At 48.2% G+C, this 12412-nt stretch carries 13 protein-coding genes; 6 read left to right on the top strand and 7 right to left on the bottom strand.

The window, feature by feature from the left end; translation table 11 throughout:
- Nucleotides 1-115 precede the first annotated feature (115 nt).
- On the top strand, nt 116-190 hold the full coding sequence (locus B3K91_RS01035; RefSeq protein ID WP_349680384.1) for a GNAT family N-acetyltransferase: 75 nt from the start codon (nt 116-118) through the stop codon (nt 188-190).
- A 20-nt stretch (nt 191-210) separates the two neighbouring features.
- On the opposite strand, the gene B3K91_RS01030 is transcribed toward B3K91_RS01035, so the two are convergent.
- The 4 genes from B3K91_RS01030 to tdh form a co-directional block, all read right to left on the bottom strand.
- Nucleotides 211-360: a hypothetical protein gene (locus B3K91_RS01030; protein ID WP_292590178.1), complete on the bottom strand. Its 150-nt coding sequence runs from the start codon at nt 358-360 to the stop codon at nt 211-213.
- A 105-nt stretch (nt 361-465) separates the two neighbouring features.
- On the bottom strand, nt 466-1434 hold the full coding sequence (locus B3K91_RS01025; protein WP_292592275.1) for a calcium/sodium antiporter: 969 nt from the start codon (nt 1432-1434) through the stop codon (nt 466-468).
- 71 nt (nt 1435-1505) lie between these two features.
- Nucleotides 1506-2690, bottom strand: coding sequence for a glycine C-acetyltransferase (locus tag B3K91_RS01020; protein WP_102819226.1), 1185 nt, complete (start codon nt 2688-2690; stop codon nt 1506-1508).
- Between the two features lie 22 nt (nt 2691-2712).
- On the bottom strand, nt 2713-3744 hold the full coding sequence (gene tdh / locus B3K91_RS01015; RefSeq protein ID WP_180977961.1) for an L-threonine 3-dehydrogenase: 1032 nt from the start codon (nt 3742-3744) through the stop codon (nt 2713-2715).
- A 732-nt stretch (nt 3745-4476) separates the two neighbouring features.
- Between tdh and B3K91_RS01010 the strand changes: the two genes are divergently transcribed.
- From B3K91_RS01010 to B3K91_RS00990, 5 genes are all read left to right on the top strand, one after another.
- Nucleotides 4477-5604, top strand: coding sequence for an ABC transporter substrate-binding protein (locus B3K91_RS01010; protein WP_099831105.1), 1128 nt, complete (start codon nt 4477-4479; stop codon nt 5602-5604).
- Nucleotides 5605-5706: 102 nt separating this feature from the next.
- Nucleotides 5707-6594 (top strand): branched-chain amino acid ABC transporter permease, encoded by an 888-nt coding sequence (locus B3K91_RS01005; RefSeq protein WP_099831104.1) that lies wholly within the window; start codon nt 5707-5709, stop codon nt 6592-6594.
- Between the two features lie 5 nt (nt 6595-6599).
- Nucleotides 6600-7646, top strand: a complete 1047-nt coding sequence (locus B3K91_RS01000) for a branched-chain amino acid ABC transporter permease (protein WP_099831103.1) — start codon at nt 6600-6602, stop codon at nt 7644-7646.
- Nucleotides 7633-8406, top strand: a complete 774-nt coding sequence (locus tag B3K91_RS00995) for an ABC transporter ATP-binding protein (RefSeq protein ID WP_292592239.1) — start codon at nt 7633-7635, stop codon at nt 8404-8406. The genes B3K91_RS01000 and B3K91_RS00995 overlap by 14 nt, the downstream gene beginning before the upstream one ends.
- Nucleotides 8399-9103, top strand: a complete 705-nt coding sequence (locus B3K91_RS00990) for an ABC transporter ATP-binding protein (protein WP_292590174.1) — start codon at nt 8399-8401, stop codon at nt 9101-9103. Before B3K91_RS00995 ends, B3K91_RS00990 begins: the two co-directional genes overlap by 8 nt.
- Nucleotides 9104-9562: 459 nt before the next feature.
- On the opposite strand, the gene B3K91_RS00985 is transcribed toward B3K91_RS00990, so the two are convergent.
- Genes B3K91_RS00985 through obgE form a run of 3 tightly spaced genes read right to left on the bottom strand, consistent with a single transcriptional unit; the run spans nt 9563 to nt 12372 of the window.
- Entirely contained in the window at nt 9563-10504 is a 942-nt protein-coding gene (locus B3K91_RS00985; RefSeq protein ID WP_292592238.1) for a tRNA dihydrouridine synthase, read from the bottom strand.
- Nucleotides 10497-11081: a nicotinate (nicotinamide) nucleotide adenylyltransferase gene (gene nadD / locus B3K91_RS00980; RefSeq protein ID WP_292592237.1), complete on the bottom strand. Its 585-nt coding sequence runs from the start codon at nt 11079-11081 to the stop codon at nt 10497-10499. The genes B3K91_RS00985 and nadD overlap by 8 nt, the downstream gene beginning before the upstream one ends.
- The gene (gene obgE, locus B3K91_RS00975) at nt 11053-12372 is read right to left on the bottom strand and encodes a GTPase ObgE (protein ID WP_099831098.1); all 1320 of its coding nucleotides are present in this window, start codon (nt 12370-12372) and stop codon (nt 11053-11055) included. Before obgE ends, nadD begins: the two co-directional genes overlap by 29 nt.
- Nucleotides 12373-12412: the final 40 nt, after the last annotated feature.

Here is a 12412-nt window from a genome sequence, read left to right as displayed (position 1 = left end):
CTTTGCCCACAATATAAAAGAACCATTCAAGGCGTCGCCCATTGTTTAAGCGCTCACGAAAACGGTAAGGAGCTGGGGCTTTTGCTCTTTCCGAGAATGGAACGATTCTCTCCGTATCTGGGACATCCTTGTCTGGAAGGAGTATAGACGGACAGGCGTTGGCACGGAACTTATGAATACCGCAAAATAGAAGAAAAGGGATTGAGACGTCTAGTACTGGAAACTCAAAGCAGCAACTTTCCCGCGATCTCTTTCTACCTCAAGTATGGATTCGAGCTGACCGGGTTCGACACTGCCTGCTACACAAATAGAGATATCGAGAACCACGAGTTCCGCATGGAATTCCACTATCTTCTTCATATAGGGCTAGCGTCCTAGAGAGTCTTCTCGCTTCTGGTCTTGTCTGCAGTTGTCGGGATTGGTCGCACCTCGCATCATGTATGTAAATCTCTCAGCAGCCCTTCATCAGCCGCTAATTATTGTCGATACGATGAATGCACAGTAGATAATCATCAGCAGAACACCTTTTGGCCTGTCAAGTCTTTTTGTTCTGAGCAGAAGCAACGGCAGAACTATGGAGAGTCCCAGTGCAAAAGAGATTTCGACAACGAGAGACCTGTGGGCCAATATAGGCGATATCGTTGCCGAAACTCCCAGAACAAGAAGCAAGTTGAAGATATTCGATCCCACCACATTTCCTATGGCGAGATCACTGCGGTTCTTCTTCCCCGCCGCAACAGTGGTTACAAGCTCCGGAAGAGACGTCCCAAAGGCAACAATAGTCGTTCCTATAACCATATCGCTGACTCCGAAAACGCGAGCTATCGACGATCCCCCGTTAACCACAAGATTACCTCCGATAATTACACCGGCCGTTCCCCCGATAGTTGCCAGCCAGGCAAGTACCGGATACTTCTCAAAGAGCTCTATGTCTCTCTTTCCTTCTACTTCAACAATGTCGGAGATCTTTCTGTCTCTCTTCGCCATTGCGAACACATACATCATAAAGATGACAAAGAAAGTAGTCAACACTATTCCGTCGCTTCGCTGAAGACCGTTGCCATTTCCAAGTATCAATGCTCCGCTTGCAACAGTGATCAATATCACAAATGGTATTTCATAGCTCATAGTTGTCTTGCTTACGCCAAGAGGCGTCAAGAAAGCCGCGACTCCGAGGATTAGCGCGATGTTGGCGATATTAGATCCGAGAACGTTACCGAGAGCGATTCCGGAGCCCTTGACGGCTGCCTGAACGCTCACCGCAAGCTCCGGCGCGGAAGTTCCTAGAGCAACAATAGTCAGTCCGATAAGCAATTCAGAAATCCCGAGATTCTTGGCAATCGCCACAGATCCATCTATAAGAAAATCGGCTCCCTTGATCAGCAAAATAAAACCTGCGGCTAGCATCAGTAAGGCTATAAACAACGGCCACACCTCCACGAAAAGCAGCGGCATCCGCCGCCGCAACAAGACCATTATATTCAGTTTCGGTGAAGGAAAGGTTTTTACTTTATGACAGCGAGTTCCTTCCCGATCATCTCGAACTTTGAAACCGCAAAATCGAGATCCTTTCTTGAGTGAGCGGCACTTATCATGACTCTTATTCTTGCCTTTCCTTTCGGGACAGTAGGAAAACCGATAGAACTTGCGAATATCCCTTCTTCAAAGAGCCTCCTGGAAAACGCTGCGGAAAGCTTTGCATCGTAGAGCATCACAGGAGTTATGGGTGTCTCGGTATGCCCCGTATCAAACCCCAACGCTTTCAGCTGGTCCTTGAAGTAATCCGCGTTATTCCAGAGAGTCCTGACCAACTCATCGGATGAAGAGAGTTTCCTGACGGCCGCTATTGCCGCAGCGGTTTCGGCCGGAGAGAGGGATGAACTGAAGAGAAACGGGCGCGCCTTCTGCTTCAGGTAATCGATCAGAGTCTTCTTGCCAGCAACGAATCCTCCGACTATACCAAAGGCCTTAGAAAGAGTTCCGACTTCAATATCCACGCTTTCATGCAATCCGAAGTGGTCGACTATTCCTCTCCCGTGGCTCCCAAGGACGCCTTCGCCGTGAGCATCGTCAACCATCAGAATCGCACCGTATTTGTTCGTCTTTTCGACGATTGCAGGCAGCGGAGCAAGATCACCGTCCATCGAAAAGACGCCGTCAGTTATTACTAGCTTTCTCCTTGCCCCATCGGACTCGGCCTTTTTCAGTTGAGTCTCCAGATCATTTACATCTTTATGTTTCCATACATATCTTTTGGCCTTTGCAAGCCTTACTCCATCGATTATGCTGGCGTGGTTAAGTTCGTCAGAGAGAATCGCATCTTCTTCGGATACGATCGGGGCAATCACCGCCTGGTTTGCATTAAAACCGGATTGGACGACTAGTGTAGATTCAACTCTCTTGAAAGCCGCAAGCTCCTTTTCAAGGTCATTGTGCAATTGAAGTGTCCCGGCGATCGATCTTACAGCTCCAGGCCCGACACCCCATTTTCTGACACCGTCGATCGCGGCTTCCTTAAGCTCTTCATCAAAACATAGCCCGAGATAGTTGTTTGAGCACATGTTGAGGACCTTTTTCCCCTCGATATTCAGCCAGGCGCCCTGAGGAGATTCCAGTGTTCTGATCTTCACCAGCAAACCCTTTTCTTCTAGCTCTTCCATCTCCTGCTTGAGTACATTAAAGTCAAACATCTAAACACCTCCGTAAAACCAATCAGAATTCGAGGACAACTTTTCCAGAAATTCCCTTCTTCATCGCGTCGAATCCCTCTTCGAATCTCTCGGCCGGAAGAATATGTGTGACAACCGGAGAAAGGTCGATCCTCTTGTTCTTGAGCAATTGAGTCGCCACCTGCCAGGTCTCAAACATCTTTCTTCCTGTTATGCCGTACATAGTTAAGCCCTTGAAAGTGAACAGGCCGTTTATATCAAATGACACATCACCTGGAAAGACCCCTAGCAGCGAGACAACGCCTCCGTTCGTAAGACTTCGAAGTCCCTGCTCAAAGGCGGTTGAATTGCCGGACATCTCCAGAAAAACATCTGCTCCGTTTTCTTCGGTTATCGACCTGACTCTCGAAGGGACGTCTTCCTTTGTGGGATCGATTATTGTGTCAGCTCCCATCTTTCTTGCCAGGCCCTTTCTAAACTCTTTTATCTCCGTCACAATAACCTGTGCCGCTCCGGAAACCTTCGCCACTGCAACTGCCATAACGCCTATCGGTCCGGCACCGGTGATCAAGACATTCTTTCCAGTGAGATCCGTTACCAGCGCAGTGTGGATTGCGTTTCCAAATGGTTCCATAATCGATGCATACTCCAGAGGAATCGAAGGATCGACTTTCCACAAAACCACTTCCGGTACCCTAACATATTCTGCGAATACCCCATCTCTATGAACACCGAGGATCTCCATGTCTTTGCAGATATGCATCTTCCCGGTCTTACATTGAAGACATTTCTGGCAAGGAATATGGGTTTCCGAGACTACAGAATCCCCGACAGAAACTGATGAGACCTCTCCGCCAATGTCTACGACCTCTCCGGTAAATTCATGCCCTCCTATCTGAGGCGGCCTGATTCTCTCCTGCGACCATTTGTCCCAGTCGTAAATATGAAGATCGGTCCCGCAAATGGAAGCGCGCTTGACCTTCACAAGTACGTCGTGCGGACCGAGTTCACGCGGGACCGGAACCCTTTTCAGCGTCAGGCCCGGCTCCCGCCTTTCCTTCAATATTGCAACCATAGTATCCGATTCCAACAAAATTCCCTCCTTTCATTCAAAACTCTACATTCCAATTGTAAGTTAAGGTTTGGGTTTCAGAAAACTCACCGCCGGTCATCTAAAACCAATTGATGATGTTGACGGCGCTCGACTTGTTTAATCCTTCTTATAGCGTACCGAATAGAAAACATGAGAGAACATGGCTTCCACATGAAGAGGCCGGACAAAAACACAAAGGACAATAGACCGATCATTATCATAGTGAACTCTGTTCAGGGACTGTTGAAACTATTTGCCGGCAGTCTTCAAAAAAAGAGTACGGAACAATCTCTCCCAATTCTTTATCTTACTCGATTCATAACAAAAACGTTAGTGATCTGTGACTGCTTGTCTTTGGTTTCCAGATAGATAGAAACCGATTATCAGGTTTCTTCGCTCCAATTGACCAATAAAGGCGTTTTTTGAGAAGAGGCCATTATTACTTCACATGGTATTATCATTTCGAGTAGTGCAGTGTTATGTTTTATTTTAATCTAATGAGTATTACATGCCCTACTCTGTCCTGAGTTAGTGATCGGGTACCGGTTTGTGATGAAGCCCACTGCTGCAGTCTTGATTCGCACCCATTTGTTACTCTCATTCTGCATAGCTGACAAGTCTAATATGTTAATGCTTAAGCTGTGCTTTGAGTAACTATTGATTATTCTGGGGTAGCTTCGGCTCTAGACGATCATAATTGTGGAGGTGAGGCAAGTGAAGAAAATTCTCGTTCTAGCCGTAGTTCTGCTTCTGGGATTTGTGTTGTTTGCAGTTGACCCGATCGTTATTGGCGTCTTCGAACCTATGACTGGGCCTTACGCAGCCGGAGGCCAGCTTACCATGGAAGGCGTTACTCTCGCCGCCGAGCAGGTAAAAGAAGTTCTTGGCCGACCGATCGAGCTGGTTCTTGTCGACAACAAGAGTGAGAAGGTGGAAGCATCAAACGCCGTCTCAAGGCTGATCCAGTTCAACAAGGCATCGGTAATCATCGGTAGTTACGGAAGTGCCGTTGCAATACCCGGCAGTGAAGTGGCAAATGCTGCAAAGGTACCGATGATAGGATGTTCACCGACCAACCCGCTGGTTACTTTAGGGAAGCCTTATGTTTTTAGGGTCTGTTTCATTGACCCATTCCAGGGAAGCGTAATGGCGAAATTCGCTGTTGATGAACTCAACGCGAAGACGGCTGTGATCATTCAGGACATCGCTTCAGACTATTCGGTTGGACTCTCGCACTACTTCCAGAATTCCTTCAAGGCACTTACTGGAGACAACAAATCGATCAGCGGTGTCATCTCTTATCAGACGGGTGACCAGGACTTCACTGCTCAACTGGCATACGCCCAGGGTAAAAACCCAGATGTAATCTTCATACCTGCTGCTTCTTATGGAGAGGCGGCGCTCATCATTAAGCAGGCTCGCGAACTGGGAATTGAGTCTCAGTTCTTGGGCGGAGATACTTGGGAAGTCCCCGAATTCCTGCAGGTTGGCGGTGCAGCCGTCGAAGGCAGCTACTTCAGCACACACTTCGACGTAGCAGTAGCACCGACGCCAAAAGCCGCCGAGTTCATAGAAGCTTTCAAGGCCAAGTACGGAGTCGAACCGAGCGCCTTTTCCGCTCTGGGATACGATGCGTTCATGCTGGCTGTAGACGCTATTATCAGGGCGAATTCGGCTGTTCCTGAGGATATTAAGAACGCTCTGAGCGCAACTGTGAATTTCGAAGGAGTGACGGGGTACATAACAATAGACGAGAACGGCGACGCGGTTAAGGATGCGATTGTTAGAAAAGTCGAGGATGGAGTCTTCAAGTTTGTAAGTGTTGTAAAACCAGTCCAATAGATGAGGCCAAGACATTGATTTTCCAGGTATCGGAGGTATCGGACGCAGGCCAATGCCTGCGTCCTTACTAAGGGCGGCAGCTAAGCTAAAGGTGGTGGCAGGATGAGCTCTAGCGTTTTTTTGCAGCACCTTGTTAACGGAATCTCATTGGGTTTCATATTCGGACTTATAGCTATCGGCTACACTCTCGTCTATGGAGTAGTCAAGCTCGTTAACTTTGCTCACGGAGATGTATTCATGATGGCTACCTTCTTTGTCTTCTACGGCTTCACTTTGTTCATGATGCCCTGGTGGCTGGCGGTTCTGTTCGGTATAATCGCGACTATCTTGCTGGGAGTCGGGATAGAGCGTGTTGCATATAGACCATTGAGAGACGCGCCAAGAATCTCATCGCTCTGTGCTGCAATAGGTATGTCCTTTCTTCTCCAGAACATTGCCACGGTTGTCTTCGGCGGAAGGCAGAAGGCCTTCTATGTGCCTCCATCACTGACCAGGACATTCATTATCGGTGGAGTCAGAATTCAGGCGATAACCATAACTACTATTGTGGTTTCAATAGTAGTACTCCTTCTGCTAACATTTCTGGTCAAGCGTACGAAAATGGGATTGGCTATGAGAGCCCTATCTGTAGACTTTGAGACAGCCAAGCTAATGGGAATAAACGTAGACAGAACAATCGCATTCACATTTGCGATAGGTTCGGCACTCGCGGCACTTAGTGCAATTCTCTGGGCTCTCAGATACCCACAGATATGGCCTTTCATGGGAGTCTTCCCTGGCTGGAGGGCCTTCACTGCAGCGATAATCGGAGGAATTGGAAGTATTGTGGGTGCTCTTGTCGGTGGATTAATGCTTGGCATGGTTACGATTCTGCTGGTCGCCTTTTTCCCCGAGGCGGCAGGTTACAGAGACGCTATAATCTTCGTTCTTCTCGTCATGATTCTTCTTGTGAAGCCAACGGGTTTGTTCGGCGAGAAGACAAGTAGGTGAGTTATATGGATCGCAGAATGAAGTTGGTCTTAACCATAGTTAGTCTTCTGATCTTCATTATGTTGCTCTGGCTTGCCGAGAACTATATCGATGCTTTCATCAAGAGAATCTTGAATGTTGCGGCTATCTACGTGATACTGGGAGTCAGTCTCAACCTTATAAACGGCTTTACCGGTCAGTTCTCTTTGGGCCACGCGGGTTTCATGGCTCTTGGCGCATACGCCTCGGCGTTACTGTACATGTCGCCATCTCTAAAGGCAATGAACTTCTTCATACAACCGATAATATGGCCGTTAAGCGAAATAGAGATTCCCTTCTTCTTTGCACTACTTGTTGGCGGTGCTGTTGCGGCCATTGCGGGCTTCGCTGTTGGAGCTCCGTGCCTTCGAGTCGGAGGAGATTATCTTGCCATAGTAACCTATGGCTTTGCAGAGATAATTCGCGTAATACTCAACAACCTCCAGAGTGTTACTAACGGACCACTGGGCCTGAAAGGACTTCCCACCTATACAAATCTTTACTGGAGCTGGGGTTGGGCATTGTTCACGATCTTCTTCATAAAGAAGCTGGTGGACAGTAGCTACGGTCGAGCGCTGAAGTCAATAAGAGAGGATGAAGTTGCGGCGGAAGCAATGGGAGTGAATCTCTTCAAACACAAAACTATGGCCTTCGTCATCGGCGCTTTCTTCGCTGGAATTGGAGGCGGACTACTCGGCAGTCTGCTGATGACAATCGATCCGAATTCTTTCAACATCTCCTTGACCTTTCAAATTGTTATGATTGTCCTTCTAGGAGGGCTTGGAAGCATAACCGGAAGTGTTGTGATGGGCATTTCGGTTGCCTTCTTGATGGAACTGCTCAGGTTCGTGGAATCGCCCATGACGATATTTGGCTTCACGATACCCGGGATTTCCGGCATGAGGATGCTGATCTTTGCTCTGATCCTCGTAATTACTGTGATCTTCTTCAGAAGAGGCCTTTTTGGCCACAAAGAGTTCACATGGGAATGGATATTCAGATCAAGAGGGAGGAATGCAGATGAGTCTGCTTAAACTTGAACAAGTAACTAAGAGATTCGGCGGACTCACTGCGGTCTCGGATTTTAATCTCGATCTTCAGGAGGGAGAGCTGGTAGGACTTATAGGACCTAATGGAGCCGGAAAGACAACTGTGTTCAATCTAATAACAAATACATATTACGTAAGCGAAGGCAGGATTCTCCTCGACGGAAAAGACATCACCGGAATGAAGACAGATAGAATCGCCGCAGCCGGTATCGCTAGAACATTCCAAAACATCCGTCTCTTCGGAGAGCTGACAGTTCTGGAGAATGTGCTTACGGCCTGCCACCTGCGCCTGAAGTCCTCTGTTATTTCTGCCGTCTTTGGGCTGCCGGGATACAGGAGTGAAGAAGTGCAGATGCGCGGCAAGGCAAGAGCCCTGCTCAAGACACTTGGCCTAGACAAGTATGAGCGAGACCTGGCCGGATCTCTTCCCTACGGCCTTCAGAGAAAACTCGAAATTGCCAGAGCTCTAGCGACGCAACCGAGAGTGTTATTGCTGGACGAGCCGGCCGCGGGGATGAACCCGGAAGAGACGCTTGCCCTGGCGGCTCTGATCCTTAGAATTCGAAAGGACTTTCAGCAGACGATTCTGTTGATTGAACACGACATGAGCCTTGTCATGACCATATGCGAGCGGATTATCGTCCTTGATCACGGCGTCACTATCGCAAAGGGGCTTCCAGAGGAAATTCAGAACAATCCTGATGTAATAACCGCCTATCTCGGAACGGGTGATTTGTATGCTTAGGGTAGAGAACTTAAACGTGTATTACGGAGGCATCCATGCTCTGAAGGGAATCTCTTTCAACGTTGAGGAAGGGAAGATCGTCGCGCTTATCGGTGCGAACGGGGCCGGAAAATCGACAACTCTGAGAAGCATCTGCGGCCTCAAGAAAGTGAAAGATGGCGAGATAGTCTTCAAGTCAAGGAGTATTACAAACAAGTCCACAAATGAAATCGTGAGGGCAGGAATGACTCTGGTCCCTGAGGGAAGAAGAATCTTTCCGAACCTCACGGTGATCGAGAACCTTATGCTTGGGGCATTTCAAAGAAAAGACTCTGAAGAAATCGAAAGGGATCTTGAATGGGTGAACACTCTCTTTCCAATACTGAGAGAGAGAAAGGATCAAAAGGGCGGAACTCTCTCGGGTGGTGAGCAGCAGATGCTTGCCATAGGCAGGGCGCTGATGTCTAGACCGGATCTTCTTATGCTCGACGAGCCATCGCTTGGACTCGCTCCAGTAATAGTCGGCGAAGTATTCAAGGTAATTCGAAAAGTTCACGAAGAGGGTAAGACGATTCTCCTGATCGAGCAGAATGCCCTCGGTGCACTGAAGCTGGCCGATTATGCCTACGTACTTGAAACGGGACGGGTCGTCCTTGAAGGGAAAGGAGAGGAATTGCTTAACAACGACCTTGTGAAAAAATCATACCTTGGAGGTTAGTAAAGCTTGTATTCGACAACTAACACTCTTTCGGAAGATGTCCGGCATACGATCAGTTGTGAGAGATCGATTAGACAACCCGAGGAAACGAAATGCTCGTAGCCGAGCTGAAGTTTAGAAGCGAGAAACTAACAACAGCTGCTTAAGAACAAGGGAGTCCTTTATCAGGCAGATCGAATACAGAGCACAGATGACTTTGGGCCGCATTCCAGCCAACCCGTATTCACCGCCGAGTTCTTCTCGCTTTCTCAAAACGGACAGTAAGTGAGTATCGCCATTTCTAGAACTTAACGCGACAGGAATGCCTTGAATTCATCTTCCCGGGCAAGTGGCCCCATCATAGGCGAAAACCTCCACTGCCTCGTGAAATTCTCCTTATCCCGACTTTGCAAGCGGGCAGCGTGCGGTGCTAAGCGGATCTTGAAACACAATAAGCATTTGAATTTCTTGAATAAGGAGTCAATATTTGGAAAGTTGCCGCTCTGGAATGTAATTTCTGAAAAGTTCCTTGACTTCTGAGAGAGAGTTGCACTTCATGTATTCACTTCTGAGATTCGATGCATGCCTTATGTTCCGTGTGTAACCTGCAAATGATCTCCTAAGATCTCTGACGGCTTGTTCTTCACCAACAGCCTCGGCAAGCCTTCCAAAGTGTATAAGAAAGTAATTGAGTCTTTCGGGAAGCGTGAGATTATCGTATGAGCCAAACTCAATGAGGTCTCTCGCCTGTCTGAAGATCCAGGGATTGCCGATCGCTCCTCTCGCAACGACAACGCCATCTACCGAATACTGTCTCAAAGCCTTTGCGATCGCCTCAGGGCTATACATATCGCCAGAACCGTAAGAGAGAATGCCTTCCGAATGAAGAATCTGGGTGAGACGCTCGATCTCTTTCCAATTTGCTGCCCCCGAATAGCCTTGCGATACGGTTCTGCCGTGAATGAAGACCGCTTTGGGTTTTGCTTTCAATATCGGGTAGATGATCGCTTCCGTTTCGATGTTTTCGATGCCGAGTCTTATCTTGACTGAAACAGGAATATCGACCGTCTCTTTCAGGGCGACAATCATCTCAGCGATTTTTTCAGGTGTTCTTAGCAAGGCGCTCCCTGCCCCTCTTCTCGTTACTTTTCTTACAGGACAGCCGGCGTTAATATCGATCCAGGTCGCTATGCCGTTAAGCCGGGCGGCTGCCTTCGCCATTCTCGATACGCATGAACCAAAGAGCTGTATTCTCGTAGGGGCTGACGGGATTATCTCGTCTGTTTTTCCCGATCCCCTTAGGACACCTTCTACGCTAATCATCTCACTGAAAACAAAATCCGCTCCCCATTCGAGCGAAAGCTGCCTCATTACCTCATCTGTATATCCAGCCATGGGAGAGAGACCGATTTGCTTATCCATAGTAAGTCGTTACCTCGTCCAGTATCGAATCGGGAACCAACCCTTCAATCGACTTGCCTTCCAAAATCTTCTTCCGAATCTCAGTCGACGATAAGTCGAAACGAGGTGCGTCCAGCCAGACAACTTTCTCGACGGAGGGCAAGTCCACACTGCCTTCACTTCTCGGATAAACCACTATTGTCGCTTCGTTCAGTAGAGCTTTGTATTCATACCAACTCTCCAGAGTAACTAAGCTGTCCTCGCCGATAACGAGAAACGGTTTACAGCCGTGAACCTCTGCGAAGTGCCTGACCGTGAAGAGTGAATAAGAGATTCCTCCCCTTTCTCTTTCATAATCAGACACACACGCTTGCTCGACTTCACAGAAAACCTTCTTGAGCCAAGATCTTCTCAGGTCGTATGGTGCAACCGTGCTGGAAACTTTGTGAGGAGGAATGTACGCTGGAATAACATAAAGCTTCTCAAGCCGTAGTTTCTCGATCGCCCGGGTCGCTACAGCCACATGTCCCATATGAACCGGGTCGAAAGAACCTCCGAAGATGCCTATCTTAATCTTTGAACACATATTCTTTGTCATCAATAACTACAGTGTCTCCTTCCTCAATCCCCGCATTCCTAAGTTTTGAAGAGAGTCCTCCCTTTTCCAGCTTGTCCATTATGAAACGGTCCCTGTATTTGAAAGCTCTGATTTTTCTCGTGTAGAAATCAACGGCCGGTCCAAGAACAACATATCTGCCTTCAGAATCTTTCTCAACTCTGAAGTCTTCCGGATAGGGAGCGGTAAGCACAACCGGTTCGACCTGGGGCAATGGAAGCTCTTCTTCAACCTTCATCGACGACAAGTAGGAATGATCGCTTTCAACGTTTTTCCAGATCGTCTCTTTCAACGCATTGACTCCCTCGCGAGTAGCAGCCGAGATTGGAATAATATCTTTGCCGATCTTCTTCCTGAATATCTCCAGCTTGTTTTCACGTTCTTCTTGAGGAAGAAGATCGCACTTGTTTGCAACTACTATCTCGGGCTTATCGGCCAGCTCCTTCTTGTAGAATTCAAGCTCGTACCGAATATCGTCATAATCCTGAAGGAAGTCTCTTCCCTCGCTCTCAGAGATGTCCAGGAGATGAACTATAGTCTTGCATCTCTCAATGTGCCTCAAAAAGCTGTGGCCGAGACCGACACCCTGATGTGCTCCTTTGATTAAACCCGGAACGTCTGCCACTATGTATCCCTGTTCGTCATTTGCCATGACAACTCCGAGATTGGGCGAGAGGGTTGTAAAGTGATAATTTGCTATCTTCGGTCTAGCATTCGACATAACGGAAATGAGCGTCGATTTTCCGACGTTTGGGAACCCGACCAGTGCAACATCAGCCAGAATCTTCAGCTCCAGCCGAACAAAGAGTTCCTCTCCAGGTTCACCGTTTTCTGCTGCCTTGGGCGCCTGATTCGTTGAAGAGACGAACCTCGCATTGCCCCTTCCACCCTTTCCGCCTCTGGCAATCGCAACGATTTGACCGGGATTGCAAAGGTCGGCAATGATCTCTCCACTCTCCGCGTCATATGCAATCGTCCCAACGGGCACTCTTATAACCAGATCCTTTCCCTTCTTTCCGGCCATATTTGAACCGTGACCGCTCTCCCCGCTTTGAGCGATGAATTTCTTCTTGCGTTTGAATTCATAGAGCGTGTTTATTGAATTGGTCGATCTGAGAAAGACATGGCCACCCCTGCCGCCATCGCCGCCGTCAGGACCTCCAAAGGGTATGTACTTCTCTCTTCTGAAGGAAACTGAACCATTTCCTCCATCTCCTGCCTTAACGTATATGCGCCCCGTGTCAACGAGACTTTCCTGATCGTTAGCTAGCACTGGAACACCTCCGCCGTATCTCCATTATGTTATAATAACA

Origin of the sequence: Mesotoga sp. UBA5847 (assembly GCF_002432735.1) — a bacterium.
GTDB lineage: Bacteria > Thermotogota > Thermotogae > Petrotogales > Kosmotogaceae > Mesotoga.
Note: the sequence above shows the minus strand (reverse complement) of the source record. Positions and strands in the feature narration are given on the sequence as shown.